The organism is Prauserella salsuginis, from assembly GCF_024648885.1.
In the GTDB taxonomy this organism is placed as follows: Bacteria; Actinomycetota; Actinomycetes; order Mycobacteriales; family Pseudonocardiaceae; genus Prauserella; species Prauserella salsuginis.
In genome coordinates, this window is sequence record NZ_JANBBF010000012.1 from 361719 (window position 1) to 387343 (window position 25625).

At 69.4% G+C, this 25625-nt stretch carries 24 protein-coding genes; 13 read left to right on the plus strand and 11 right to left on the minus strand.

The window, feature by feature from the left end:
* Positions 1 to 4 precede the first annotated feature (4 nt).
* Genes LY40_RS19535 through LY40_RS19555 form a run of 5 tightly spaced genes read right to left on the minus strand, consistent with a single transcriptional unit; the run spans position 5 to position 4707 of the window.
* Positions 5 to 751, minus strand: a complete 747-nt coding sequence (locus tag LY40_RS19535) for an HpcH/HpaI aldolase family protein (RefSeq protein WP_258937747.1) — start codon at positions 749 to 751, stop codon at positions 5 to 7.
* Positions 748 to 1512 (minus strand): SDR family NAD(P)-dependent oxidoreductase, encoded by a 765-nt coding sequence (locus LY40_RS19540; protein ID WP_258937748.1) that lies wholly within the window; start codon positions 1510 to 1512, stop codon positions 748 to 750. Before LY40_RS19540 ends, LY40_RS19535 begins: the two co-directional genes overlap by 4 nt.
* A complete protein-coding gene (gene hisD / locus LY40_RS19545; RefSeq protein ID WP_258937749.1) occupies positions 1509 to 2825 on the minus strand; it encodes a histidinol dehydrogenase in 1317 nt (438 codons plus the stop codon). The genes LY40_RS19540 and hisD (LY40_RS19545) overlap by 4 nt, the downstream gene beginning before the upstream one ends.
* Positions 2810 to 3538: an alpha/beta fold hydrolase gene (locus LY40_RS19550; RefSeq protein ID WP_183784636.1), complete on the minus strand. Its 729-nt coding sequence runs from the start codon at positions 3536 to 3538 to the stop codon at positions 2810 to 2812. Before LY40_RS19550 ends, hisD (LY40_RS19545) begins: the two co-directional genes overlap by 16 nt.
* A complete protein-coding gene (locus LY40_RS19555) occupies positions 3535 to 4707 on the minus strand; it encodes a cupin domain-containing protein (RefSeq protein ID WP_258937750.1) in 1173 nt (390 codons plus the stop codon). Before LY40_RS19555 ends, LY40_RS19550 begins: the two co-directional genes overlap by 4 nt.
* 114 nt (positions 4708 to 4821) lie before the next feature.
* Between LY40_RS19555 and LY40_RS19560 the strand changes: the two genes are divergently transcribed.
* From LY40_RS19560 to LY40_RS19580, 5 genes are all read left to right on the plus strand, one after another.
* A complete protein-coding gene (locus LY40_RS19560; protein ID WP_258937751.1) occupies positions 4822 to 5859 on the plus strand; it encodes a LacI family DNA-binding transcriptional regulator in 1038 nt (345 codons plus the stop codon).
* A gap of 253 nt (positions 5860 to 6112) precedes the next feature.
* Positions 6113 to 7030 carry a carbohydrate ABC transporter permease gene (locus tag LY40_RS19565; RefSeq protein WP_183784640.1) on the plus strand — a complete coding sequence of 306 codons (918 nt, stop codon included), beginning with the start codon at positions 6113 to 6115 and terminating at the stop codon, positions 7028 to 7030.
* Positions 7027 to 7926 (plus strand): carbohydrate ABC transporter permease, encoded by a 900-nt coding sequence (locus LY40_RS19570; RefSeq protein WP_258937752.1) that lies wholly within the window; start codon positions 7027 to 7029, stop codon positions 7924 to 7926. The genes LY40_RS19565 and LY40_RS19570 overlap by 4 nt, the downstream gene beginning before the upstream one ends.
* A gap of 5 nt (positions 7927 to 7931) precedes the next feature.
* A complete protein-coding gene (locus tag LY40_RS19575) occupies positions 7932 to 9317 on the plus strand; it encodes an ABC transporter substrate-binding protein (protein WP_258937753.1) in 1386 nt (461 codons plus the stop codon).
* Positions 9314 to 10324 (plus strand): nuclear transport factor 2 family protein, encoded by a 1011-nt coding sequence (locus LY40_RS19580; RefSeq protein WP_258937754.1) that lies wholly within the window; start codon positions 9314 to 9316, stop codon positions 10322 to 10324. Before LY40_RS19575 ends, LY40_RS19580 begins: the two co-directional genes overlap by 4 nt.
* Here the strand turns inward: LY40_RS19580 and LY40_RS19585 are convergent.
* Positions 10319 to 11215, minus strand: coding sequence for a LysR family transcriptional regulator (locus tag LY40_RS19585; protein ID WP_183784648.1), 897 nt, complete (start codon positions 11213 to 11215; stop codon positions 10319 to 10321). The genes LY40_RS19580 and LY40_RS19585 overlap by 6 nt on opposite strands.
* Positions 11216 to 11287: 72 nt before the next feature.
* On the opposite strand from LY40_RS19585, the gene hisD (LY40_RS19590) reads away from it, so the two are divergent.
* The 3 genes from hisD (LY40_RS19590) to LY40_RS19600 all read left to right on the plus strand — a co-directional run bounded on the left by hisD (LY40_RS19590) (position 11288) and on the right by LY40_RS19600 (position 14708).
* Positions 11288 to 12619: a histidinol dehydrogenase gene (hisD, locus tag LY40_RS19590; RefSeq protein ID WP_258937755.1), complete on the plus strand. Its 1332-nt coding sequence runs from the start codon at positions 11288 to 11290 to the stop codon at positions 12617 to 12619.
* 203 nt (positions 12620 to 12822) lie between these two features.
* Positions 12823 to 13902, plus strand: a complete 1080-nt coding sequence (locus LY40_RS19595) for an ester cyclase (RefSeq protein ID WP_221212787.1) — start codon at positions 12823 to 12825, stop codon at positions 13900 to 13902.
* Complete coding sequence (locus LY40_RS19600) at positions 13899 to 14708, plus strand: nitrilase-related carbon-nitrogen hydrolase (protein ID WP_258937756.1); 810 nt, start codon at positions 13899 to 13901, stop codon at positions 14706 to 14708. Before LY40_RS19595 ends, LY40_RS19600 begins: the two co-directional genes overlap by 4 nt.
* A gap of 118 nt (positions 14709 to 14826) precedes the next feature.
* Here the strand turns inward: LY40_RS19600 and LY40_RS19605 are convergent, their stop codons facing one another.
* From LY40_RS19605 to LY40_RS19615, 3 genes are read right to left on the minus strand one after another with little or no spacing between them, the layout of a single operon-like run.
* Positions 14827 to 16686, minus strand: coding sequence for a WXG100 family type VII secretion target (locus tag LY40_RS19605; RefSeq protein ID WP_258937757.1), 1860 nt, complete (start codon positions 16684 to 16686; stop codon positions 14827 to 14829).
* Entirely contained in the window at positions 16683 to 16994 is a 312-nt protein-coding gene (locus tag LY40_RS19610) for a hypothetical protein (RefSeq protein ID WP_258937758.1), read from the minus strand. The genes LY40_RS19605 and LY40_RS19610 overlap by 4 nt, the downstream gene beginning before the upstream one ends.
* Positions 16991 to 17536, minus strand: coding sequence for a YbaB/EbfC family nucleoid-associated protein (locus LY40_RS19615; protein WP_258937759.1), 546 nt, complete (start codon positions 17534 to 17536; stop codon positions 16991 to 16993). Before LY40_RS19615 ends, LY40_RS19610 begins: the two co-directional genes overlap by 4 nt.
* Positions 17537 to 17887: 351 nt before the next feature.
* Between LY40_RS19615 and LY40_RS19620 the strand changes: the two genes are divergently transcribed.
* From LY40_RS19620 to LY40_RS19630, 3 genes are read left to right on the plus strand one after another with little or no spacing between them, the layout of a single operon-like run.
* On the plus strand, positions 17888 to 18721 hold the full coding sequence (locus LY40_RS19620; protein WP_258937760.1) for an ESX secretion-associated protein EspG: 834 nt from the start codon (positions 17888 to 17890) through the stop codon (positions 18719 to 18721).
* Positions 18722 to 18735: 14 nt separating this feature from the next.
* A complete protein-coding gene (locus tag LY40_RS19625; RefSeq protein WP_258937761.1) occupies positions 18736 to 19179 on the plus strand; it encodes a hypothetical protein in 444 nt (147 codons plus the stop codon).
* 33 nt (positions 19180 to 19212) lie between these two features.
* Positions 19213 to 21078 (plus strand): hypothetical protein, encoded by a 1866-nt coding sequence (locus LY40_RS19630; RefSeq protein WP_258937762.1) that lies wholly within the window; start codon positions 19213 to 19215, stop codon positions 21076 to 21078.
* A gap of 135 nt (positions 21079 to 21213) precedes the next feature.
* Here the strand turns inward: LY40_RS19630 and LY40_RS19635 are convergent, their stop codons facing one another.
* Positions 21214 to 22233 (minus strand): LacI family DNA-binding transcriptional regulator, encoded by a 1020-nt coding sequence (locus tag LY40_RS19635; RefSeq protein ID WP_258937763.1) that lies wholly within the window; start codon positions 22231 to 22233, stop codon positions 21214 to 21216.
* Between the two features lie 240 nt (positions 22234 to 22473).
* Between LY40_RS19635 and LY40_RS19640 the strand changes: the two genes are divergently transcribed.
* A complete protein-coding gene (locus LY40_RS19640) occupies positions 22474 to 23715 on the plus strand; it encodes an MFS transporter (protein WP_183784659.1) in 1242 nt (413 codons plus the stop codon).
* A 91-nt stretch (positions 23716 to 23806) separates the two neighbouring features.
* Here the strand turns inward: LY40_RS19640 and LY40_RS19645 are convergent, their stop codons facing one another.
* Complete coding sequence (locus LY40_RS19645; protein WP_183784661.1) at positions 23807 to 24862, minus strand: PQQ-dependent sugar dehydrogenase; 1056 nt, start codon at positions 24860 to 24862, stop codon at positions 23807 to 23809.
* Between the two features lie 86 nt (positions 24863 to 24948).
* Here LY40_RS19645 and LY40_RS19650 point away from each other — a divergent pair, with 86 nt between their 5' ends.
* The gene (locus LY40_RS19650; RefSeq protein WP_183784663.1) at positions 24949 to 25581 is read left to right on the plus strand and encodes a GyrI-like domain-containing protein; all 633 of its coding nucleotides are present in this window, start codon (positions 24949 to 24951) and stop codon (positions 25579 to 25581) included.
* The last annotated feature ends 44 nt before the right edge of the window (positions 25582 to 25625 follow it).

A 25625-nucleotide genomic window follows, 5' to 3' on the forward strand; every position in this document is an offset into this window, starting at 1 on the left:
GCGATCATGCCGAGGCCAGACCCCGGACGGTGCCGAGCAGGATATGGGCCAGGTTGAACACGACCGCCCCGGCGGGCGCCGCTGCCGCCGCCTCCGTGGTCGACACGATGGTGACCAGCGGCGTGCCGGCCTCGGCGGCCGCGTCGACGGCACCGTCCGCGGCGGCCCGCACCGCGGGGTCGGCGGTCCCGCCGGGCCTGCCCATCGACACCGCGAGATCCGCGGGGCCGATCATCAGCGCGTCGACACCGTCTACGGCCACGATGTCACCGGCCGCCGCGCACGCCGACTCCGTCTCGAGCATCGGTATCACGAGCGTGGTCTCCGCCGCGTTCGCCAGATGCTCCACGGCCCCCGTGGCGCCGAACGAGCCGGCACGCGAGTACGTCGCGAACCCGCGCTCGCCCAGCGGGGGATACCGGGCCGCGGACACCGCGCGCCGGGCCTGCTCCGGCGTGTCGACGTGCGGCACGACCACGCCCTCCGCGCCGAGATCGAGGACGCGCAGCGTGAATGCCGGCTCGTCGTGGCCGACACGGATCAGCACGCCGATGCCCCGTGCCTGGGCCGCCTGGATGTGCTGCTGCAGCGGAACTAGGTCGGCGGGGCCGTGCTCGCAGTCGATGAGCACGAAATCCAGGCCGCCGATGCCGCACAGCTCGACGAGGTAGTCCGAGGGCATGCGCACCAGGCCGCCGCGCAGCCGATCACCGGCCGACAGTCGCCGCTTGAGTTCGGATTTCGCGGTCATCGCGCCACCATTCCCGCCGACAGGTCGATGTCTGCAGCGCACAGCCCGGGCATCGAGAGCATCGACACGAGCGCCGTGGCCACCTCCTGCTCGGTCACCATGCGGCCGAGTGCCGCCCGCGAGACGAACGCGGCCTCCGCCTCCTCGTAACTGGTGCCGGTCCGCTTGGCCTCGAGCCGGAAGTTGCGTTCCATCCGCGGCCCTGCGACCGGACCGGGGGAGAGCGAGTTGACGTTCACCCCCAGCGGGCCGACCTCCGCGGCGAGCGTGGTCGTGAGTCCCAGCACGGCCATCTTCGAGGCACAGTACGGAGTCCGCCGGACGAGCGGCCGTTTCCCGCTGACCGACGCGATGTTCACGATGTCACCGGATCCCCGCGCGAGCATGCCGGGCAGCAGCGCGCGGCACATCAGGTACGTGCCGTGCACGTTGCCGGCGAACACCTCCGACCACTCGGCCGGTTCGATGTCCGTCAGCGGTTTCACGGGGCCGGGCGTGCCCGCGTTGTTGACGAGGATTGACACGTCCTCGTCGGCGAGCTCGGCCGTCAACGCGGTCACCGAGTCCGGGTCGGCGACATCGACCGTGACGGCGCGTCCCGGCACCGCCAGTCCGGCCACGGTCTCCTCGACCTTCGCCGCCGTCCGGCCGGCGGCGATCACGCGGCAGCCGTTGTCGGCCAGCGCGGTGCACATCGCCCGGCCCAGTCCGGAACCGCCGCCGGTAATCAGCGCCGTCCTGCCCGACAGTACGTCCGTCATGTGCGCACCTCCGCCTGCGGAGCCCACGGCAGTGACGCACCGCCGTACTTCGCGGCACGCACGTCGCCGGAGCGGGCGTGTCCTTCGAACAGCTCGACGCGTGCGGCCCGGCCGCACACCTCGCCGAGCCGCGCGCTGGCGGCCGGATCGGTGACCTCCTGATACGTCACCGTCTTCAGATACTTGCCGACCCAGAGGCCGCCCGTGTAGCGGGCCGCACCCTTGGTGGGCAGCACGTGGTTCGTACCGCTGACCTTGTCGCCGTAGGACACGCACGTGCCCTCGCCGAGGAACAGGGCGCCGTACTGGTTCATCCGGTCCAACGCCTGCCGCGGGTTCTCGGTGAGGACCTGGACGTGTTCGCTGGCGTAGCCGTCCGCGACCTCGAACGCCTCGTCCAGCGAATCCACGACGACGATCTCGCCGTGATCGCGCCACGACGGTTCGGCGAAGTCGCGCGTGGGCATGCCGGGTAGCAGCCGCTCGACGTGTTCGAGCACCGCGTGGCCGAGGTCGGCCGACGTCGTGACGAGCACGGCGGGCGAGTCCGGCCCGTGTTCGGCCTGCGACAACAGATCCACCGCGACGACGAACGGATCCGCGGTCTCGTCGGCCACGATGAGGATCTCGGTGGGACCCGCGAACAGGTCGATACCGACCTCACCGAACAGCTGCCGTTTGGCCTCCGCCACGTAGGCGTTGCCCGGCCCCGCGATCAGATCGACCCGCGGCAGCGTCTCGGTGCCGACGGCGAGTGCGGCCATCGCCTGCACGCCGCCGAGCAGATAGATCTCGTCGGCGCCGGCCATGTGCATCGCCGCGACGGTCGCCGCGGGAACCTCGCCGCGGATGGGCGGAGTGCACGCCGCGACCCTGGGCACACCGGCGACCTTCGCGGTCACGATCGTCATGTGGGCCGACGCGGTCAGGGGATACCGGCCGCCCGGCACGTACGACCCGGCGGCCGCCACGGGCACGTGCCGCTGTCCGAGATGCACTCCGGGCAGCGTTTCGACCTCGATGTCGCGCATCGACTCGCGCTGGTGCCTGGCGAATCCGCGGACCTGCTCCTGGACGAACCGGATGTCCTCGATCACCTGCTCGGGGACGCCGGCGACGATCCGTTCAACCTCCTCGGCGGTCAGCCGGAACGAGTCCGGCGACCATCCGTCGAACCGCTCGGAGTACTCGCGGACGGCGGCGTCGCCGCGGTCGCGGATGTCGGCGATGATCGTCGAGACCCGCTCGGCGACGTCGGCGTCCTGCGTGGCGCCGGGCCGCTGACCTGCGGGCGCCTTCACGAGTTCGGGCATGGGTTTCCTTTCGGGATGCGGCAGCGGGTGAGCCAGTCGGTCAGGTGGTCGGCGACCTCGGCAGGCCGCTCGACGGGGAGCAGATGTCCGGCTCCCTGGACGGTGTGCAGTTCCGCGCCCGGCACGGCGCCGGCGATCCGGCGGTGGAACTCCGGCGGGCACAACGCGTCGGCCGTGCCGCACAGCACCAGGGTCGGAACGTCGACCTCGGCCAGCGATGCCGTGGCGTCGGTGCGGGTCGCCTGCGCGGCAAGCTGCCTGCGGAACGCCTCCGGTCCCACCCTTTCGGCCATCTCCGTGAACCGGCCGGCGTGCTGTGCGGGCGGTTCGGGTGCCGCGAACATCGTCGGCAGGATCGAATCACGGACGACGTCGGAAAAGCCGCCGCGGCGGGTCTGCGCGTCGAACGTCGCCCATCCGGCCCGTTGGGCCTTCGTCGGGGCGCCGGCATTCGTGGACATCGCTGCGAACGCCGTGACGCGCTCGGGTGCGCGCCGCAGCACCTCGAAGCCGACGATCGCGCCGAGGCTCAGTCCGACGAGGACGAACGGTTCGTCCGACGCGGCGAGTACCTCCTCGGCCATGCCGCCGATGCTCGGCGCCGTCGGGACGACGTCCGACACCCGCGGGCCGAAGGCGGCACGGACGTCGTCCCACAGCGCGGTGTCACAGAGCATCCCCGACACCGTGACGACGGGCGCGGCGGCCGTCATTCCCCGATCTTCCTCGGCACCAGCGCGTAGGGCGCGACGTAGCCGTTGTGGTCGATGGCGATTCCGGTGTCCGCGGCCGCCTTGGTGACCTCGTCGTCCCACTGCAGCCGGACCCGGCCGTCACCACCGTTGATGACGAGCAGCGACGCGGTCTCGTCGCCGACGTTGCGGATGGACCGCCATGCGCCCCGCGGCACGGAGAGCATGTCCCACGGGCCCAGTCGCACCGTGACCTGGTTGTCGGAGTCCTCGGAGTTGAGCGCGATCTCCCACTCGCCGTCCTTGGCGAGCAGGACCTGCGTCTCGTGGTGGCGGTGCCCGCGCATCCCACTGCCCGGCTCGGCCCGCAGCCACGCGACGTTGTGCCCGTGCGGGTTGTGGATCGGCGGCTCCTGGTCCCGGTCCTCGGTCATACCGTACCCGATGACCAGTGCCAGTTCCGCGCCGCCGCCGGGAAGCAGGCTGTCGAGGAACGCCGAGGAGGAGAACTCGAGGTCGTCGGGCGAGGCGATGCGCCTGCGCATCTCCTCCACGGAGTAGCTGCGCAGGTTCGCGATCTGCTCGGGCGACATCGGCCGGACGAGTTCGTCGTCGTCCGGCGGCTCGTCACCGGCCTCGGTGTCGATGAGGGCGCTCTCGGTCGTGAGGTAGAGCCCGTGGTCGGCCGCCTGCTGCAGCACCGAGGGGCCCCAGATGATGCCGCCGGTGTCGTCGTGGCCGAGCGTGGTGAACAGCCAGCCGTCGTCGGGGCCGATGTTGGTGAACCCGCGGAAGATCCACGTCGGCATCGAGGCGATGTCGCCTTCTCGCAGTACGAGTTCGCCGTCCTTGCCGTCGGCGCCCCATCGCAGGAGGAACTCCCCGCGGAAGCAGTAGAAGACCTCCGCCGTGAAGTGCAGGTGCAGGTTGTTGGTGATCCCGTTCGGCATCGCGGCGGCGCCGATGTTGTAGCCGTGCGGTTCGCGCAGGTTGACCACCTGATCGGAATTCTGCGACACGCCCGGCCCGATCATCGCGTAGTTCTCCTTGCGATCCGATCCGGGCGTGCGGCAGTCGATGAACGCCTGGTTGCAGGAGACGAAGTCGCTGCGGCGGACGGTACGCCGGGCGGCCTCGTCCTCGCTCACCATCACCTGGTCACTGTGCACGGTCACATCCGATTGCTTCATACGTATGCACACTAGTTGGATCGGGGCAGTCGTTGTCAACCGTCACCTGGGTCAGATGGGTCGTCGGCAGTGCGAGGACGTATGCTCGACCGCGACCGGAACGGGGAGGCAGACGTGGGGATCACCAGCCGCGACGTGGCACGACTGGCGGGTGTGTCGCAGCCGACGGTGTCGAGGGCGCTGCGCGGGGATCCGCGGGTGTCCGAGGACACCGTGCGCAGGGTGCGCATGGCGGCGGAAGCGCTCAACTACGTTCCCAGCGAGGCCGGTCGTTCACTGTCGACGCAGATCAGTCATCGCATCGGAGTGCTGGTCACCGACCTCACCAATCCGTTCTACCCGCACCTGGTCGGGCCGTTGCACGACGAACTCGAGCGGCTCGGATACCGCATGATGCTCTTCACGGAACGGTCCGAAGCCACGGCGGCCGCGGAGCGGCTCGTGGACCGGTCCATCGACGGACTCGTCCTCGCGACGTCCACGCTGGACTCCGGGTTGCCTGCCGAGCTGAGCCGGCGGCAGCTGCCGTTCGTGTATCTCAACCGCGAGGGAACGGTGCCCGCGGACGCGATCGTGGTCGACAACCGGCGCGGTGGTGAACTGGTCGCCGAGGAGCTGGTGAAGGCGGGCCACACCCGCATCGGTGCGATCTTCGGGCCTGACAACACGAGCACCGGACGGGATCGTGAGATCGGGTTCCGGCAGGGGTTGGCCGACGCCGGCATCGCCCTGCGTCCCGCACATGTCCGGCACGGTCCGTTCGAATTCGAGACCGGTGCGCAAGCGCTGGCCGAACTCCTGGACACCGATCCGGTGCCGACGGCCGTGTTCTGCGGAAACGACGTCGTGGCCATCGGTGTGATCGATGCGGCCCGCCGGCTCGGCGTCGACATCCCCGAGCAGCTGTCGGTCGTCGGGTTCGACGACATCCCGATGGCGTCGTGGGCGAGTTTCGAGCTGAGTACGGTGCGGCACGACCTCGACGAGATGGCGCGTACCGCGGCGAGGCTCCTCGTCGCGCGGGTGTCCGGTGACGACGCGAACCTCGAGCCGAGTGGAGTGGACGGCAACGGTGCGGCGGGTCAGCGGCGCGTCACGCTCGAGCCGCACTTCGTCGCGCGGCGCACGCATTGCGAGCCGTCGCAGAGCTGATCGCCCGGCTCGACGTCGGTCGTCTCCAGGCTTCGCGTGATCAGTACATACGAAGAATCGCCTGCGTTGAGTTGATATCCGGCGGTGTCCGGATCGATGTGCAGTGGTTCTTTCCTGGTCAACTCTTCTAACTCGATGCAGTCGAGATTCTCGGGAGACCTTCCGTTCGGGCATTGTCTCGCAGCTGTGAATACGCATACACTGCGCGGCACCCCGATCGCGCCGTTCTTCCGGCAGAGGAGGTCGACCCCCGATGGTGGCATCCACCGTCTCCCCACCGCGCAGACGTTCCGGTTGGCGCAGACGTGCCGAACCGTACGTACATCTGGCGCCCGCACTGCTTGCTATCGGACTGACGACGGTGTACCCGCTCGTCTCCGCGCTCATCACGAGCTTCCGGCACTGGCGTCTCAACGAGACCAGGGAGCCAGGCGAATTCGTCGGGCTGGACCAGTATCAGCGCGCCTTCACCGACGGCACGTTCTACAACAGTGCCTGGGTGACGCTCGAGTTCACGGTGATCTCGGTCGTGCTGTCGGTCGGCCTCGGCCTCGGCATCGCGCTGATCCTGAACAATCGCACGAGACTGAGCGCCTTCACCAAGGCGCTGCTGATCCTGCCGTTCGCCGTGGCACCCGCCCTGAAGGGCTTCTCGTGGCGGTTCATGCTCAACCCGGACACCGGTGTCTACGACAAGATGCTCGACACGGTGTTCCCGTTCTTCGGCGACATCAATTGGCTCGGTGACCCTTTCTGGGCGCTGATGGCGCTGGCGCTGACGGAGGTCTGGGGATGGGCTCCGCTGATCGCCTTGATGCTCCTCGGCGGACTCGGATCGATCTCGCCGGAGGTGCGGGAAGCTGCCAAGCTCGACGGTGCGTCGCCGTGGCAGGAGTTCTGGCGGGTGACGTTCCCGCTGCTGCGTCCGCTGCTGCTCGTCGTCGTCTTCCTCAAGGCCGTGTTCTCGGTGAAGATCTTCGATCAGGTCGTCACGACCACCGGCGGCGGTCCGGGACGCGCGACGGAGAGCATGAACTTCTTCGCCTACAACCAGGGATTCACCTTCCTCGACATCGGATACGCCTCGGCCGTCTCCTGGGTCATCGTCCTCGTGCTCGGAGTGCTGGCCGCCCTGTATCTGATCGCGATGGCCAGGCAGGAGGCGAAATGACCGACATGGCAGTGAAACCGGAACCGGCGGCCTCCGTCCCGGCCGAGCCCCCACCACCGCGGCGGAAGCGCAGGCGCAGCGGCTGGTCGGCGGTGGGGTCGACGGCGCGAGTGGTGGCGACCCTGGCGATTCTCTTCTTCGTGCTGTTCCCGATCGTGTGGATGGCACTGACGGCGTTCAAGCCCGCACGTGACGCCTTCTCGACGTCGCTGGTGTTCACACCGAGTCTCGAGAACTTCTCCGCCGTACTCGGTGGAGCGAGTGACCTGAGCGGCGCCCTGGTCAACAGTGTCCTGATCGGTGTCGCCACGACCGTGGTCGCCGTGCCGTTGGCGTTGCTCGCGGCCTACGGGTTCTCCCGCTATCGGTTCCCGGGGCACCGTTCGATGTTGCTGGCGATCGTGGCGACGCAGTTCATCCCCGGAGTGGCGATCGCGTTGCCGTTCCTCACGCTGTTCCGCAGTCTCGGCCTCATCGACACGCATCTGGCGCTGGTCGTCGTGAATCTGTCGATCGTGGTCCCGTACATCACGTGGCTGCTGAAAGGATTCGTCGACGGCCTGCCGACGGAGATCGAGGAGGCGGCCCGCATCGACGGCTGCGGCCAGGTCGCGCTGCTGTGGCGGGTGATCACTCCGCTGGCGGCGCCGGGCATCTTCGTCTCGGCGGTCTTCTCGTTCCTCCTGGCATGGAACGAGTTCCTGTTCCCGACCTTCCTGTCGCGTTCGGACGCCACGACGCTTCCGGTGGCACTCATGACGCTGGTGTTGCCGGAGGGCGTCGCGTGGGGACAGATGGCCGCGGCCGGCTTGCTGGTGATGGCGCCGATGCTGGTGATGGCCTTCCTCGTGCGGAAGCACTTCGCCGAGGGGATGACGATGGGAGCCGTGAAATGAGGCGCATGCGACGGACCGTCAGGGCGGCGCTGGCGCTCGGGGTGTCGGCCGTGCTGCTGGCGACCGGCTGTACGGCCGGTCCCGGCGATCGGAACCTGTCCGAGCTGGTCGCCGACGCTCCGGTCGGGGAGAAAGGACTGCTCGAGGGCAAACCCTACGACGGTACACACATCCGGCTGCTGAGCTGCTGCAAGACGACGGCGCAGTTCGCGGCGCTGCAGCAACGCACCGGCGAGGAGTTCACGAAGAAGACCGGGATCACGGTCGAGTGGGCCAACATCCCGTACGAGTCGTACCTGCAGCAGATCGTCGCCGAGACCGCCATCGGCGGTGGCACCTACGATCTCGTCGTGTGGCCGGACGCCTACGGCGCTTCGGCGAAGATCGGCCTGCAGCCGTTGAACACGATGCTGAAGCACTCGGATCGGTCCATCGAGGAGTTTCCGCCTCCCTTCCAGGACGCCGCCCGTGCCGGCGACGACCACACCGTGTACGGGCTGCCGTTCCGCGGATTCTCGTACAACTACTTCTACCGCGAGAGCGAGTTCGAACGGCGCGGTATGGAGCCCGCCGAGACGTGGTCGGAGTTCGGGAAGCAGCTGGACGAGCTCGACGGGTCGGGCGGCCGCTCGGCCCTGGCCGGGCAGTACGGCCGTAACGGCGGCCAGAACCTCTACACGTGGCTGGCGATGCTCTGGAGCAACGGCGGTGAGGTGCTCGACGAGGACGGGGATCCGGCGTTCACGACGCCCGCGGCGGTCGAGGCGACGGAGCGGTACATCGACCTGCTGCGTGACGGTCACAGCCCGCCGGCGTCGGTCAACTGGACGGAGACCGACGCGACGCAGTCCTTCGAGCAGAACAGCAGCAATTCGGTGTTCACGTGGGGCTGGCAGATCGACGACTTCACCGATCCCGGCAAGGTGCAACCGGAGGTCGCCGACGACATCGGAGTGGCGCCGCTGCCGGGGTGGGGCGGCAAACAGGCCGTCACGTACGGCTACACGTGGCTGATGGGCGTGCTCAACACGTCGGAGAACCAGGGCGCGGCGTGGGAGTACCTGAAGTGGCTCACTCATCCCGACACCGAAAGGGACGTCGCGCTGGACAAGTCCGATCCGGACACGGCGACCAGCGTCGTCGTGCACAACGAGAACATGCGCGACGACGCAGTGAACGAGGCCAACCACGGACTGCCCCGACTGCAGGAACGCGCGTTGCGCAGTGCCAGGACGGTGCCGATGACCATCGACTGGCCTCAGGTACAGGACGTGCTCGAGGTGGCGATCAACGAGATGGCGCACGGCGCCGATGTGCCCAGTCGGCTCGCCCGCGCGGCGGACGAGGTGCAGGCACTGCTGGACCGTGGCCGAGCAGGAGGCGAATCATGACCGAAACCGTGACGGTGGAGCGTTGGCCGGTCCCGGTCGCCTACGAGCCGTACCGCGACCCCGAGGAGTTCATCATCGAGTGGACCGACCGCATCTGGGTACGCCGCGGGGTCGGCCTGATCCGCGACAACTACGCGGCCGACGCGGTGGTCCACGGGGCCTACGGCACGAGCCGCGGTGTCGAACCGGTCGTGCGGTCGACGTTGACGAAGATCGCGGCCTACCCGGATCGGGTGGGGCAGGCCGAGGACGTGGTGTGGGAGCGGCGGGGCGACGACGCTTTCCTGAGCTCGCACCGGATCTACAGCACGGGTACGCACACCGGGATCTCGGCCTACGGACCGCCGACGCACCGCTCGTTCTCGTCGCGCACCATCGCCACGTGCCTCTACCGCCGTGGCGTGATGGAGTACGAGTGGGTGATCCGCGACGAGTACGCGGTCGTGGCGCAGCTCGGTCTCGACCCGGACGCCGTCGCGCGGGAACTGGCGTTCCCTGGCTGGCCGGACCGCGACCCGTTGCCGGACGTGCTGACGGCGGGCGAGACGGGCCCGCGGCCGGATCTGCACCGGGCGGAGTGCGAGCACGCCCTCGGACTGATCGAGCGGGTGTGGAACCAGCGGATGTTCGATGAGGTGACCGACTTCGTCGCACGGGACGTCACCTCCGACATCTCCCAGGACCGCACGCTGACCCGTCCCGACGGTTACCAGCGGGGACTGCTCGAACTGCTGGCGCCCGTCCCGGACGGGCGCTTCGAGATCAGGGACGTGGTCGCGCACGAGTCCGGGCCGCACGGCGGTGTCCGCGTCGGCGTCGTGTGGTGGCTGGACGGGACTTACTGCGGGGCGCCGGCCTACGGTCCGACGACCGGGACACCGGTGCGCCTGCTCGGGTCCTCGCAGTTCCTGTTCCGGGACGGCAGGATCGTGCGGGAATGGCGGGTCTACGACGAGCTCTCGATCATGGCGCAGATCGCGCGGGCGCGCGGCGACGAACCGTCATGATCTGCTGAGCAGCATGCGCTGGGCGAGCCGGGCGAGTTCGCGGCTCGCGGGGGAGAGCACCTCGCCTTCCCTGCGGACGAGCGCGATCGTGTCGTGGAGCGGTTCGGCGAATCCGACCGTGTGCACCGACGGCGGGCACACGGAGCTTTCCGCCACCGCACGCGACACGATCGTGTCCCCGATACCGCGAGCGACGAGCGCGAGGGCGGACTCGACGTGTTCGACCTCGATCCACGGTTCGAGCTTGACACCGGCGACCTGCGCGCGTTCGGCGAGCTGCCTGCGCGTCGGATCGGCCCAGCCGTAATGCGCGTCGTAGAGGATCAGTCGGGACCGGCCGAGTCCCGCGGTCGTGACCGGTTCGGCCACGCGTGCCGGATCGGCGCTGGCGTACCGGACCTCGTCGCGCAGCAGTGGTGTGACGTCGAGGCCGTCGTCGTCGATGGGCAGCACGACGAGGCCCGCCTCGACGGTGCCCGCGGCCACGGCGGACGCCACCTCGACCGAGTTCAATCCGATCAGCCGGATCCGCACCTCGGGGTAGTTGTCGTGGAACTGTTCGGCCAGGTCGGACAGCAGGTAGTACGCGGCGTTGCGCAGCAGGCCGAAGGTGGCGACACCGCCCCGGAGCGATCGGACGGACCGCAGCGCCTGTTCGGCGCCGTCGGCAGCCGCGACGGCGCGTTCGGCGAACGGCAGCAGCGCCGAGCCGGCAGCTGTGAGCACGAGACGCCTGCCGCCGCGAGAGAACACGGGGGTGCCGTGCTCGTCCTCCAGCTTCCGGATCAATTCCGACACGGAGGCCTGTGTGATGTCCATCCGCGCGGCCGCCGCGGTGAACGACCCGGTGCGCACCGCCTCCAGGAACGCGCGGAGCTGTTTCAGAGTCACAGGGAAACCCTATCGCAAGGTCAGGATTGCATGGGGTTGTCCTTTGCTTGTGGTCTCTCTAGCGTCGATCGCATGAAATTCAGTTCTTCACGACTGGCCGAACTGGACGGTGCGTACCGCGTACTGAAGGAACCGGTCGACCGGCCGGCGGCCCAACGGGATCCGGCCGTCGCCGAACGGGTGTCGGCGATGTTGTCCGACATCGAGCGCGACGGGATGGACGCGGTGCTGCGGTACGCGCGCGAACTCGACGGCTGGGACGGCGGTGACATCGAACTCGGTGCGGGGGATCTGGAACGCTCCGGTGACGAGTTGCCGAAGGAGGTGCGGGCCGGCCTCGAACTGGGAGCCGAGCGCACCCGAGCGTTCGCACTGGCCCAGCGTGCCCACCTCGTCGACTTCGAGACCGAGCTCGCGCCCGGACTGGTCACGGGTCACCGCTACGTGCCCGTCGAACGTGTCGGTGCGTACCTTCCGGCCGGCCGGTTTCCCCTGCTCGCCAGTGCATTCATGACCGCGGGCGTCGCGAAGGCCGCGGGAGTGCCCACGGTGCTCGCGTGCAGTCCGCCGGGGCCGGACGGCCGGGCCCACCCCGCCGTCCTGTACTCGGCCTATCTGTCCGGTGTGGACCGTGCGTACGCGCTCGGCGGGGTGCAGGCCCTGGCCGCGATGGCGTTCGGGCTGCTCGGCGAGCCCGAGGTGGACATGATCGTGGGCGCAGGCAACGCCTTCGTCGCCGAGGCGAAACGCCAGCTGTTCGGTACGGTCGCGATCGACCTGCTCGCAGGTCCCTCCGAAGTGGCGGTCATCGCCGACGAGACGGCGGATCCCGAGCTGGTCGCGGCCGACCTGCTCGGGCAGGCCGAGCACGGGGTGAACTCACCGGCGGCTCTCGTCACGACGTCGCAGCGGCTCGGGGAGCAGGTGATCGCCGAGGTCGACCGCCAGCTCGCGACGTTGGCGACCCGTGAGATCGCGGGGCCCGCCTGGCGTGACCACGGCTCGGTCACCTGGGCCAAGGACGCCGCCACGGCGGTCGCACTGATGGACGACCTGGCCCCCGAACATCTGGAGATCCACACCGCCGACGACGCGTACTACCACGGTGCGCTGCGCAACTACGGATCGGTGTTCCTCGGCCCGTGGAGCACCGTGGCGTATTCGGACAAGGGAATGGCGGGGACGAACCACGTGCTGCCGACCGCGGGCGGGGCGAAGCACAGCGCCGGCCTGTCGGTGTCGCGGTTCCTGAAGCCGCTGACGTACCAGCGGGTGAGCCGGGATGCGACACCGTTGCTGGCCGAAGCCGTCGACGCGATCTCCGAGTACGAAGGCATGGCAGCACACCGGAAAACCGCGACCGTGCGGCTGGAGCGTTACCGCCACGGGCAGGAGGACTCATGAGCAAGGCAGCCGAGAACCACGACGCCGTTGGAGAGACGACGGCCGATCAGTCCACATCGGAAAGCAAGGCCCCAGTGGCAGCGGGAAGGACGCCGACGGCTCCCGCGTCGCCGAGTGCCGGCGCCCCGTCCGATGGCGACCGGCGAGGGCGATCCGGTGTTCCCTCGACCCCGCCCGGGACCATGGCACCGGGGCGCCGAACCATGCCGGGTGACCACAGCATCGCCGTGGACCCGGGTTACGGAGTCGACGCGCCCAACGTGGTGCACGGCGAACGTCGCCAGTCACTGCAGGGCTTCGAGGACGTCTACACCGACATCGTCGACTACATCGTCCGCATCACCCACCGCATCTGGGAAGACCAGGACGTGGGCTACATCTACGACACCTACGCGCCCGGCTGCCGGCTCTACGACGACAGCGGTGTCCACTTCGGTGTCGAACAACTCGTGTCCGGCACGATGCAGAGCATCAACGCGTTCCCGGACTGCCGGCACTACGCCGATGACGTGATCTGGGCGGGTACCGATACGGAAGGCTTCGTCACCTCGCACCGGGCTATCAACATCGGACACCACACCGGCCCGTGGCGGTGGGGTGAGCCGACCGGCCGCAAGCTGGAGACGTGGGTCATCGCCAACTGCGTCGTGCGCAACAACGAGATCTACGAGGAATGGGTCCTCTACAACACCGCGGCGAAGTTGCAGCAGCTCGGCATCGACGTGCTGGCCGCGGCGCGGGAGTACGGCAACTCCAAGGACTTCCCGGGGCTGGCCGAGCGCGGGTTCGCCGAGGTCGACCGTATCGAGGGCGGGCGTAAGCCGATGCCGTACCCCGAGCCGTCGAGTCCGGGTTTCGACGTCGAGCACGAGGTCCGCAGGCTCTTCCACGACGTGTACAACCGGCGTGACCTCAGTGCTGTCGACCGCATCTATGCGCGGACCGTGCGGTGGCACGGTGCGACGAACCGCACCGGGTACGGGCGCTCGGACGTCCGTGGCATGGCGCGGAACCTGCTCGCGACCTTCCCCGACATGGGCGTGCGGGTCGACGAGGTGTACTGGATGGGCAACGACGTCGACGGTTACAGCGCGTCGGTGCGCTGGAGCGGGGCCGGTACGCACCGCGGTTACGGGCTCTACGGAACCCCGACGGGCAGGCGAGTGCACCTCTGGGGTATCTCGCAGCTCTACTTCGCGCAGGGGGAGATCGTCGAGGAGTGGTCGTTGTTCAACGAGTTCGACGTCCTCGCCCAGCTGTTGCGGGACGACCCGGGCGAGTGACCAGGCTCGCGTGCGCCGAGTTCGCGCCGGTCGTCGGTGACCCCGACGGCAACCGTGCGCGGGTGGTCGAGTGGATCGCGAGGGCCCGCGCATGCGGCGCGGACCTCGCGGTGCTCCCGGAACTCGCCACGTCCGGCTACGTGTTCGCCGACGAGGCGGAGGCGCAGGCTGCGGCGATGCCCGCGGACGATGCGACGTTGGCTGCGTGGGCGGACGCGGCGGGGGAGACGACCGTCGTCGTCGGGTTCTGCGAGCTCGGCGGCGACGGCGGTCTCTACAACAGCGCCGCGGTGCTCGACGACGGCCGGGTGCGGGCGGTGTACCGCAAGACGCACCTGTGGGACCGCGAGCGACTCGTGTTCCGGCCGGGCGAGGAGCCGGCACCCATCGTCGACATCTCGGCGGGCCGGATCGGAGTGCTGATCTGTTATGACCTCGAGTTCCCCGAGATGCCGCGGTCGCTCGCGTTGCGCGGTGCCGACCTGCTCGTGGCCCCGGTGAACTGGCCGGTGGTGCCGCGGCCCGACGGGGAGCGGCCACCGGAGGTGGTGCAGGCCATGGCTGCGGCCCGCACGAACCGGGTGTTCGTGGCGGTGTGCGATCGCGGGGGAGTTGAACGCGGACAGGAATGGACCCGCGGCACCGTCGTGATCGACGAATCGGGCTGGGTCGTGGCGGGCGGGCCGGCTGTCACCGGTGAGGCGCGTCTGGTCGTCGCCGACGTGGTCCTGTCGCGCGCACGAGACAAGTCGATATCGGAGTACAACGACGTGATCGCAGACCGCAGGCCGGACCTCTACCGGTAGTGGGCGTGAAGGCGCGGACGTTTCCACGGGACCGCCGGCGTTCCAGCGCGAGGTGCGCCTGAACGCCGGCGGTCGAGCACACACACCCGTCCGACGTGCTCGACCGCCGGTGCCTCGGTCACTGCTCGTCGTTCATGTTCAGTTCCTGATTGACGCCGCCCATCGACTTGATGAACTCGACCGAGCTCTTGGACAGGAATCCGCGGACGCCGTATCCCGGGTCGGTCAGGGTCTTGACGATGGATTCGAACCGCGCTGCGCCCTGGTCGCCGAGCACCTTCGTCAGATCCGGCTTCCCCATCCCCGCATACTGATCGAACTTGTCGAGGATGATCCGATGCTCGGCAGGCCTGGCGTGGGGCAGCTTGTCGACGATCGTCTGCTCAAGGTTCTCCTTGGCATAACGCACCATCTTGTCGGCGGGTGGTTCGTGCCCGGGTTTGAGGGAGGTCTCGCCATCGGCCTTGCCGCCGCTGTCGGGCGTTCCGGCACTGCCGTTGCCGTTGCCACCGTTGCCGTTGCTGCCACCGCTGGCGTTGCCAGTGCTGCCGGAGCTGCTTCCGCTGCCGTTGTTGCTGCCACCGTTGCCGTTGCTGCCGGTGTTGCTGCTTCCACCGCCATTGCCGTTGCCACCGCTGCCGTTGCTGCCACCGCTGGCGTTGCCACTGCTGCCGGAGCTGCTCCCGCTGCCGTTGTTGCCACTGCTGCCGTTCGAGGCGCCGGCACTGCCGTTGGACTGGCCACCACCGTCCAGTCTGGACGAGATGGACCCGGTGCCGCTTGCGTCGCTGCCGTTGGAGCCCGGGGAGTTCCCGCCCGCCGGTGATCCGGATCCGGGACGGGGAGACGTGTCGGGCGTGAAGTACTCCGTGCCTCCGCTCGACGGGGTGCTCGCCGTGTCCGGCTTGGGCACGTTGGTGTCGATGGTCAGATCCGGCTTCGGGGGTGTCGTGCCGCCGGGACCACCGGTGCCGCCGGGACCACCGGTGCTACCGGTGCCGTCGTTCGGCGTGGCGGTGTTGTCGCCGGGGTTGTTCCCGCTCGGTGTGCCCGTGTCACCATCCGTCCTGCCGCTGCCGCTGCCGCTGCCGCTGCCGCTGCCGCTGCCGCTGCCGCTGCCGCTGCCGCTGCCGCTGCCGCTGCCGCTGCCGCTGCCGCTGCCGCCTCCCGGCGTGGGCTTCGACCCGCCGCCGGCCGCATCGGCGAACGCCTTCGCGGCGTCGTCGCCGATCTTGCCGGTCTCGTCGACGTTCGCCCTGCTCTTGGTGAGTTTCTGGGTGAGCTTGGTGATCTGCACGCCGATCTTCGTCATCGTGATGCCGACGGTTGCGGCGACCGTGCCGAGGAAGATGGGAATCGAGGCGCCGAACGTGAAGGGCATGGCCGCGGCGGCGGCGAAGGCACCGGCGATGATTCCGCCGAGGACACCCGCGATGATGTCCCGGATGACGCCCCGGAACGCGCCCACCAGACCGCCGGCGATGCCCATCTGCTGCGAGGCCGAATCGACGTACTTGCCGAGTGAGTCGAGGTGGGCTTTCAGGCCTTCCATGTCCTTGGCGAAGGCATCGGCGGCTGCACCCCGCCACGACTTCCGCAGTTCTTCCAGGGCTTTCCGGTGGTCCTCGGCCCATTCGGAGAGCTTCTTGCGCTCGGCATCGATGGCCTCCTGGGCGGCACCGATGCCGATGGGGTCGCCCATCAGCATGTCGAGGGGTACGCGGAAGGGTGTGACGTGCTCGATGAGCCAGCCGATGGCCGCCGAGACGAGGCTGCCGACCGGGTCGATCGCCAACCCGAGCGTGTCGAGCGCCAACCCCGCGGCGCCGAGGCCGATCGCCACGTCGTTGCGTTCGTCGACGCCGACGCTCAGGGTGTTGGCCGAATCCATGATGCCCGCGCCGCTGAGCATGTCCTTCCTGGTCAGCGTTTCCTGCGGGTCGTGCCAGAAGTCTCCCGGCCGGTAGTCCTCGCTCATGCCTTGTGCTCCGCGATCGAACCGGCCACGTCTTCCTCCTGCTGGCGGTAGGTCTGTTTGGCCTTGTCCAGTTTCTCGCGGAACGTGCCGATCGAGCCCGCGTAGCTGGTGAACTGGTCCCGCGCCTTGCCGCAGTGGATGGTGGCGCCCAGGCCGAAGATCTGGCCGACCGCGCCGAACAGGCCGGGATCGGCGACACATCCGCCGATCATCTCCGCGGTGCCGCGGAGGTTGTCGGCGAGTTCGTCCAGGTGTCTGCCGAAAACGTCGAACGCCTCGGGATCGTCTACTTCGTACCCACCGCTCACCAGGGATTCACCTCATCGTCATCCGCCTCGTCCTGTGCGGGTCGACGCCGCGGTGCGGGCCGCGACGACGGCGGTGGTGGCGGGGGCGGCGACGGGGGTGTCGTGGGCTTCGACGGTTGCGGGTCCGCGTCCGACTCGGGCTCGCGGGCGAACGTGGTCTGGTCCATTCCACCGTCGGCAGCGGGGTCGGTCGGCAGGAATCCCTGCATCATCTCGAGTACCTCGCCACCTCCCATGATGGACTCCACCGAGCCTGCGACCGCCTGCGCTGTCTGCCGCTGTGCCTGGCGGACGGTGTCCATGATGGTCGCCGTCAGCCGCGCCTCGCCGAGCTCGCAGGCGCGCTTGCCGAGCTGGATGTTGCGCAGGGCACCGTTCGGGGCCAGCGAGACGGTGACCGCCCCGTCCCGCGAACTCACGGTCGCCGCCGCTGCTGCGAACGCGTCCTGCAGCTCGGTGGCCCGCTGCTGCATCTCGACGGCCTGTCGTTCGACGTAGTGCTGGAGGTCCTCGCCTGGCCTCAGATTCGGATTCGGTTCCACACCCTTCTCCTTCGATACGCTGGGCTGTTGCCGGCATGCCACCCTGCGCGGTCGCGATGGACGTGGCCGTTCCGCGCGCTCTGACACGGCAGCCGGCGTGCGAGGGGAGAGCGGGCGAAAGCCCGCGCGGGGTCGGAGCAGTCCAATGAGGAGGCAACGATGCCATGGGCAACCTATCGGCACGTCGTCGCCGTGGTCCAGACCCCCCGCACACTCCGGCCGGTGTGCGCTCAAATGAGCGCGCACGGTGTGAATTCGACACGGCCTCATAGGCGCCTTTCCGGGCTGCTGCTAGCCTTCGGCGCCGAAGCGATCACCCGGCGCTCTTCCGGAAAGGTGGCCTTCAGCAAGGTGTTCGGTAGTTTCGAGTTCGTGCTGGGCAGCGTCGAGGCGAGCGTCGTCGCTCAGGCCTTCGGTGTCGATATTCGGCGTTTTCCGCTACGTGTGCGCAACACCACCACCGACCTCGGCCGGTTGCGCAAGCTCGCCGGGATCGTCAGCGGAACGCTCGCGGAGCGTGGACTCCTCGTCGGTAAGGATCCCCATCCGAATCTGCGGAGGGCGTTCGAGCTGTTCGGCCGCCATCGGGTGGCGGTGGCCATCAGTGGGCTCGACGATCAGGGTCACGAGATCGCGATGCTGGTCCTCACCGACGGCGCCGACGCGCTCGGCATCGCGCAGCATCACGGTGAGGACGATCTGGTGTTCTGGCTGTTCTCCGACGACGATCTCGTCGACGTCCTCGCGGGCGCGTTGCCCGCCGTGCCCGCGGCAGCCGGTCCCGAGGCGACGGTCCGGCAGAGCCTGCCCGAGTACCGCTCTGCGTTCGACGCCCGGAAGGCCGCCGAGCGGGCTCACGACGAGGAGGAGACCAACGCGTTCGGCAACATCCGCGTGGTGGGGAAGACCTCGACACGCCGGAGGCGGCGCGGAGCCGGCGAGTCGGGAGAGGAACGGTTGCGCCGCGCGTTCTCGGGTGAACGACGGGGCGGTGGGCAGATAGTCGTGTCGGCGTTGAGCGGCGAGGGGTCCGCGCCGCGGTCCGTCGGCTGGGTCGACACCGACGAGGGCAGGTATCTGGTGCATGCCGGTGAGGTCGACAACGAATTCGTCGCGCGTTACGAGCCCGCCGGTCGTGCCGAGGTGGCACGCGCCATCCACGGTCTGGTCGCCGAAACCTACTGAGTCGGGAGTGTGTGATGAGTGAGGACGAGACGCGCGAGATCCAACCCGCGGCGGTGGCGGCAGGTCCGGTGCTGAGGGCGGCCGAGCGAGGGGTCCCGATGCTGAGCGGGCGTGAGCTCAAGCGCATGGCGACCGACGGCGGTTTCACGGTCGACGAGACCACGGGGAACCGGATGATCAGCGCACTCGAGGACATTCTGGAAGCCCTCAATAACCGCTGGGCGACGCTCTCGAAGCTCGAGACGTCGCCGCCGCTGAGCGCGACATCGACCGCGAAGTGGGTGGCGCAGCACACGGTCAACACGGCCGCCGACGAGCGCGGTCTGCTCACCCAACTGCGCCAGGCGAAGGAAGAGCTTCCGCAGTACATCGAGGCGATCCGCGAGGCCAAACGCCGGTACGCCGACACCGAGTCGGGAACCCGCGGCGAGCTCGAGAGTTTCCACGACCGCTTCTGACTTTTCCCTCCGGCCGAAAGAGGTGTCACGACCGTGTCCACGTCCACTCCGGAAGAGAAGACGCAGGCGGTTTCGGACCCGCAGAGCGAGAACTACGACCCCGACAGTCCTCACTACGACGTGACGGTGGACTCGTCGTCGCCGTTCTACGTCGGCGAGATCAGCGACAAGGCGGAGTCGGGTGACGAGTTCCGCGACGTCGCGGAGGCGCTGTCGGACGTCTTCCCGTTCAGTGCTTTCGGCGACGCGTTCACCCAGGCTCTTTATCAGGGGTTCCTCACCAGCGACCGGGCCGGTATGGACGAAGGCCTGGAGATCCGCCAGGCGGGCGAGGTGCCGAGGACCGTGTGGGAGAACGCCTCGCACGAGCAGATGGTCGAGACACTCAGCAGTCAGGCCGATTCCGCGGCGGTCGCCGAGACCTCCGAGGAATGGGTGAAGACCGGCAACGAGCTGACCCTGCACCAGCAAGCTGTCGCGGACGCGATCAACGACAGCATGGGCGATTGGCAGGGCGACGGTGGAGATGCCGCGAGGGAGCATCTCGCCGGCGTCGCCAAGTGGTTGGGTTCGACGGCGCAGGGTGCCGTCCTCACCGGACGTCAGCAACAGATCCACTCGCAGACGCTCAACGAGACGCAGAAGCAGATGGATGGCAACCCGCCGTTGCCATTCTCCGCGGGAGAGGCCAACCGGCGGTTGGCCGACATCGGTGATCCGACGGCCTACGCCATGGCGGTCCAGCAGGAAATGCAGACGATGCAGGAGAGCGAGGCCAGGCGAGGGCAGGCAGCCCGGATCATGACGCAGTTCGACGAGACCGTCGGAGGCGCCGTCGACATGCCACTGTTCTCGCCGCCGCCCGCGCTCGCCGGACCGCGGGCCACAGCGTCCCCCGGCGCGCCGGCCGCCGGAGGGGGAGCGGCGGCCACGCCCGCGGCAATGCCACAGGTCCAGGAACCGGATTCGTTCGGCGCCGCCGGACAGGAGGCTCAGCCGGCTGCCGGGACCGCGTCACCGGTCGGCCGCTCGTACGCGCCCGGCGGCCCGGCCGGAGAGGGCGACGGTGCGATCACCCCGGCAGGGTCCGGCGGCGAGGGCCGGCCGTTCGCGGCGCAAGTGCCGGACGGTGCCGGGCAGTCGTTCTCGCCGGAGGCCGCGCGTGGTGGGTCGTATGCGCCGGATGTCCCGGATGTGCCTGGCGTGCCGCAGGGTGGCGAGTCCTTCTCGCCGACCCCACCGGCGATGCCGGACGCTCCGCGGGGCGGACAGCCGTTCGCGGCGAACGGGCCGCAGGTGCCGGACGGCCGTGGGCAGTCGTTCTCGCCGGACGTGCCGCAGGTGCCGGACGTGCCGGAGGGCGGCGGATCCTTCTCGCCGAGCGCGCCCGACATCCCGGACGTCGACCGCAGCGGCACGGGTGCCTCGTCGTACGTACCGCCGAAGTTCAGCGCCCCGGACCTGCACCCCTCGGGCGGCAACCCGTCCGGCTGGTCCGGCGCGGTGAACGGTGACATCAGCAGCAGGCTCGGAGGCGCGGCCGCGGCCGGCAGCAGTGGAGCGATCGGCGGAGCGCTCGCCGGCGGTCCCGGCAGTGCCAACGCCGGAGGGCGCGGTCCGGCCACCGGGAGCGGATCGTGGGGCGCGGGAGGCACCTCCGGCGCTGCCGGCACACAGCACGTGACCGGCGGCGCGAACGGTGCCGGCGCGGCAGGCAGCGGTATGGCCGGTGGGATGGCACCCGGGATGGGTGCCTCGGGCCGGAAAGGTGAGGAGGACAAGGAGCACCGTGTGGCGGGCTACCTCGAGGACGGGGAGGATGTCTTCGCTCCCGAACAGGTCATCGCACCACCGGTCATCGGTGATTGGGAGAACAACAAGAACGAGGACTGGCGGTAGGGACGCGGTTGGCGTACCGAGCGCCGGCCGCAACGGAACGTGCAGGTCCGGCGGATCGGTGCGTCGGCACCGAGCACGATCACGGCGCTGTGATTGCCGGCGCTGTGGTTGCCGGTGGGTTGACGTCGCAGTGGTTCAGGGTGTGGCGGTGCTGCCGCGGACGGTGAGCGTCGGGGTGAGGACGACGTCCTTCGCGGCGGTGCGCTGTTCGTCGAGGCGTTCCGCGCAGGCTTGCACGGCGAACTCGGCCATCGCGGTGGCGTCCTGCCTGACGGTGGTCAGGTCCACGTAGGACATGCCGGCCGCGCGGGTGTCGTCGTAGCCCACGATCGACAGGTCGCGGGGCACGCGCAGGCCCGCGCGCCCGAACGTGTGCAGTAGTCCTTCCGCGCAGCTGTCGTTGGCGGCGAACACCGCGGTCGGCCGGTCCGAACGGGACAGCAGCTTCACGGCGGCGCGGACGCCGGACTCCTCGGTGTAGTCACCCGGCAGGATCTCGACGTACTCGGAAAGCCCGTGCTCGGCCATCCGCCCGCGGTAGGCACTCCGCCGGTCGGCGGCGCCGGGCAGGTGGCCGCCGTCGACGTGGACGATCCTGCGGTGGCCGAGTTCGATGAGGTGATCGACGGCGATTCGGGCACCCTCCTCATCGGCGGTACGCACACTGTCGATGCCCGCTCCGCCGGTGTGCTGGCCGATCTCGACGACCGGAACCTGCCGCGCGATCTTGGTCAGGTGGGAAGGCGACTCGATGGACAGTCCGATGAGGATGATCGCTTCGCAGCGGAGGCCGAGCAGTTCGTCCACGGCCTGCCGTACGCCACGGGTGGGCAGGATCGCACTGAGCACGATGCTGTAGTCGAGACCGGCGGCCGCGGCGTACAGCCCCTCGATCACCAGCGGGTCGAGGGAATGCTCCATGGTGAACAGCACGCCGAGCTGACGGCTGCGCGCCCGCCGCAGCAGCTGGGCCGCCGTGTCGGCGTGGAAGCCGAGGTCCTCGGCTGCGCGCAGGACGTGCTCACGGGTGTGCGGGTTCGGGCCCGGCTTGTCGCCGAGTACGAGCGACACCGTCTGGCGGGACACCCCGGCGCGTGCCGCGACGTCGGCCATCGTGGGACGTCGGGTGGGTTCGCAGTCCTCCGACCGCGGCATCACTGCCTCCTGATCGCTGCCTCCGGACCGGCGCGAGGTGTGTCCGGGATCGTACCGGCGACCCGCACGGCGCCGTGGCCGACGTCGGCCGGCGAGGCAGATCACAGCCCTGCGACTTGAACGATCCCGAGAGGTCCTGAGACCGTGGATTTGGCACGTGCCAAACCGGCCTCCATCGCCGGGGGCCCGGCCCGTCCGTCGCCGTTTCCCTCGTCCGATGTGCAGGAAAGGTATGCCCTCATGGCTGTGGCGTTGTGCGCTCTCGCGCTCGGAGCGTTCGCCATCGGTACCACCGAGTTCGTCATCATGGGCCTGTTGCCGCAGGTGGCGGGCGGTCTCGACGTGTCCGTGGCCACCGCGGGCAACCTCATCTCGGCCTACGCGCTCGGCGTGGTGGTCGGCGCGCCACTGCTGACGGCGGTGGCGACCAGGCTGGGCCGCAAGCAGGCGCTGCTGGCGTTCCTGGCGCTGTTCGTCCTGGGCAACGTCGCGACCGTGTTCGTACCGGGCTACGGCGGCGTGTTCGCGTCGCGGGTGATCGCCGGGCTGCCGCACGGTGCCTACCTCGGCGCGGCGAGCCTCGTCGCCGCCCAGCTCGTCGGGCCGGCGCGGCAGGCCACGGCCGTCGCCCGCGTCTTGATGGGGCTGACGGTGGCCAACATCGTCGGCGTCCCGGCTGGCACGTTCCTCGGCCAGGTCTTCGGCTGGCGCGCTGCGTTCCTCGTCGTCGGCGTGCTCGGGCTGCTCGCCGCGGCCGGTGTAGCAGCGTTCGTGCCTGCGCTGCCGAAGCCGGAGGGCGTCGGCCTGCGGACGGAGGTGGTCGCGCTCGGCAGGAAGCAGGTCGTGCTCGGGCTGACGACCGCGGTGTTCGGGTTCGCCGGGGTCTTCGCCGTCTACAGCTACATCTCCCCGATGCTGACCGAATTGGCCGGATTGTCGGACGGCGCGGTGCCGGTGGTGCTGGCCCTGTTCGGTGCCGGTATGACCGCGGGGTCGCTGATCGTGGGTCCGCTGGCGGACCGCGCGCTGCGGCCGACGATCTACGGCTCACTGATGGCACTCGCCGTCGCGCTGCTGGTGTTCTGGTTCGCGATCGACGCGCCGTGGTCGGCGGTGGTCATGACCGTCGTGCTCGGCGCCGTCGGATTCGGGGTCACCGCACCGCTGCAGGTGCTGATCATGCAGAAGGCGGGGAGGGCTCCGACCCTGGCGGCGGCGTCCAACCATTCGGCGTTCAACCTGGCCAATGCCGGTGGAGCGTGGCTCGGTGGCGTCGGGATCAGTGCCGGACTGGGGTACGCCTCGCCCGCGATCATCGGCGCGGTGCTGGCCGTCGTCGGCCTCGGAATCGCGGTTGTGGCCGGGATGCTGGACCGCGACCCGTCCGATTCCCGGCCGGTCGCCGCCGACCCGGGTTCCGGCGATGCGGACTCCGCAGGCCAAGAAGGGATCGGCGCCGCAGCCGTCGAACGGGTCGGTTGATCCGGTCCGAGCGACTGTGGCGACGTCGGGGCCGGACGCGCTCGGTTCGCGGGGCGGCGAAGCCTGCCGGGTAGCGCCGACCCGCTGCCGGTCACCGGCCGGTCAGGCGGAGGATCCGGTCGTCGCCGTCGGTGGGTGACCCTCGGCCGTCGGTGTTGTTGGTCAGGATCCACAGGTCACCGTCGGGTGTCGTGGTGACGTCGCGCAGCCGGCCGTACTCGCCCGCCAGCAACTCGGACGACGACGACGGGTCGGCGACCGGCACCGTGCGCAACACTTCGCCGCGCAGGTTGGCGATGTGGATCGTCCCGTCGTGGATCTCGATGCCACTCGGGCTGGCCTCGTCCGGCCGCCACTGCTGGACCGGGTCGGTGAACCGCTCGTCGCCGCCGATCCCTTCGACGACGGGCCAGCCGTAGTTGCGGCCCGGCTCGATGACGTTGAGTTCGTCCCACGTGTCCGCGCCGAACTCGGACGCGAACATGGTGCCGTCGGCGGCCCAGGCGAGTCCCTGCGGGTTGCGGTGTCCGTAGCTGAACACCGGCGAGCCGTCGAACGGATTGTCGTCGGGCACGTCGCCGTCCGGTGTCAACCGCAGAATCGACCCGGCGGGGTTGCTGCGGTCCTGCGCGTCGTCGGAGTCCCCGGCATCGCCCACCGTGACGTACAGCATGCCGTCGGGCCCGAACGCGATCCGGCCCCCGGAGTGGATCGTCGCGGACGGCAGGCCGTCGACGATCGTCTCGGCGTCACCGAGCGACAGTGCCCCCGGCTCACCCTCGACGGCGTAGCGCTCGACGCGATTGCCGTCCGGCCCGGTCGAGTGGACGTACAGGCGATCCCGGTCGTCGGTGGCCAGTCCCATCAATCCGGTCTCGCCGCCGGGTTCCACGTCGTCGATCGTCCCGGCCACCCGCGTGCCGTCGTCGATGATCTCGAGGATCTCGCCGTCGTCGCGCGTACTGACCAGCGGCGTGTCCCCGGCGAACGCGATCGACCACGGTGCGTCGAGTCCCGTGACCACGGTCTCGGCGCTGCCTCGGGCGTCGGCACGTTCCGCCGAGCCGTCGGAGGGGGCGGACGAACAACCGGTGAGCAGCACGAGCGCAGCGGTGCCGACGACGGGCAGAACGCGCATCGGGGTCATATCGACCACCGTACGACCTCCCGGCCAACGGTTCCCGGGACGACCGTTCCCACGACACCCGCACCCGGATGCGGGACGATCGGACCATGGCCGCCACCGAGAAAGTCGACGTCACGAAGACGATCGACGGCTACCGCGCCCGGAAAGGCAGGTTCGACGTCGTCGACGTGCCGGACCAGCGGTTCCTGATGGTCGACGGGCACGGCGACCCGAACACGTCGGCCGCGTTCGCCGACGCCCTCGGCGCGCTGTACCCGGTGGCCTACACGCTGAAGTTCGCCAGCAAACGCGACCTCGGCAGGGACTACGTCGTGCCGCCGCTGGAAGGACTGTGGTGGGCCGACGACATGGCCGCGTTCACCACGGGGCGGGACAAGACACAGTGGTCGTGGACGATGCTGATCATGGTGCCGGAGTGGGTCGACGGCGGCATGGTCGAGGCCGCCATCTCCGCCGTCGCGACGAAGAAGCGCCCCGCCCGCATCGACGACGTCCGGTGTGACGTGCTCTCCGAAGGAACCTGTGTCCAGACGTTGCACGTCGGCTCGTTTGACGACGAGGCGCCCGTGCTCGCCACGATGCACCACGACGTCATCCCCGCACGCGGGTTGCGGATGACCGGGACCCATCACGAGATCTACTTCAGCGATCCGCGCAGGACACCGTCGGAGAAGCGGCGGACCATCCTCCGGCAACCGGTGTTGCCGGAGGATGCGTGAATCGCTCGGGGACCGGCCGACGTCGCCACCGAGCGGCACACCAC

Excerpts from the sequence above, each read along its gene's own strand:
- LY40_RS19535 (WP_258937747.1), bottom strand. The coding sequence starts at position 751 with ATGACCGCGAAATCCGAACTCAAGCGGCGACTGTCGGCCGGTGATCGG.
- LY40_RS19540 (WP_258937748.1), bottom strand. The coding sequence starts at position 1,512 with ATGACGGACGTACTGTCGGGCAGGACGGCGCTGATTACCGGCGGCGGT.
- hisD (WP_258937749.1), bottom strand. The coding sequence starts at position 2,825 with ATGCCCGAACTCGTGAAGGCGCCCGCAGGTCAGCGGCCCGGCGCCACG.
- LY40_RS19550 (WP_183784636.1), bottom strand. The coding sequence starts at position 3,538 with ATGACGGCCGCCGCGCCCGTCGTCACGGTGTCGGGGATGCTCTGTGAC.
- LY40_RS19555 (WP_258937750.1), bottom strand. The coding sequence starts at position 4,707 with ATGAAGCAATCGGATGTGACCGTGCACAGTGACCAGGTGATGGTGAGC.
- LY40_RS19565 (WP_183784640.1), top strand. The coding sequence starts at position 6,113 with ATGGTGGCATCCACCGTCTCCCCACCGCGCAGACGTTCCGGTTGGCGC.
- LY40_RS19570 (WP_258937752.1), top strand. The coding sequence starts at position 7,027 with ATGACCGACATGGCAGTGAAACCGGAACCGGCGGCCTCCGTCCCGGCC.
- LY40_RS19575 (WP_258937753.1), top strand. The coding sequence starts at position 7,932 with ATGCGACGGACCGTCAGGGCGGCGCTGGCGCTCGGGGTGTCGGCCGTG.
- LY40_RS19580 (WP_258937754.1), top strand. The coding sequence starts at position 9,314 with ATGACCGAAACCGTGACGGTGGAGCGTTGGCCGGTCCCGGTCGCCTAC.
- hisD (WP_258937755.1), top strand. The coding sequence starts at position 11,288 with ATGAAATTCAGTTCTTCACGACTGGCCGAACTGGACGGTGCGTACCGC.
- LY40_RS19595 (WP_221212787.1), top strand. The coding sequence starts at position 12,823 with ATGCCGGGTGACCACAGCATCGCCGTGGACCCGGGTTACGGAGTCGAC.
- LY40_RS19605 (WP_258937757.1), bottom strand. The coding sequence starts at position 16,686 with ATGAGCGAGGACTACCGGCCGGGAGACTTCTGGCACGACCCGCAGGAA.
- LY40_RS19625 (WP_258937761.1), top strand. The coding sequence starts at position 18,736 with ATGAGTGAGGACGAGACGCGCGAGATCCAACCCGCGGCGGTGGCGGCA.
- LY40_RS19635 (WP_258937763.1), bottom strand. The coding sequence starts at position 22,233 with ATGCCGCGGTCGGAGGACTGCGAACCCACCCGACGTCCCACGATGGCC.
- LY40_RS19640 (WP_183784659.1), top strand. The coding sequence starts at position 22,474 with ATGGCTGTGGCGTTGTGCGCTCTCGCGCTCGGAGCGTTCGCCATCGGT.
- LY40_RS19645 (WP_183784661.1), bottom strand. The coding sequence starts at position 24,862 with ATGACCCCGATGCGCGTTCTGCCCGTCGTCGGCACCGCTGCGCTCGTG.
- LY40_RS19650 (WP_183784663.1), top strand. The coding sequence starts at position 24,949 with ATGGCCGCCACCGAGAAAGTCGACGTCACGAAGACGATCGACGGCTAC.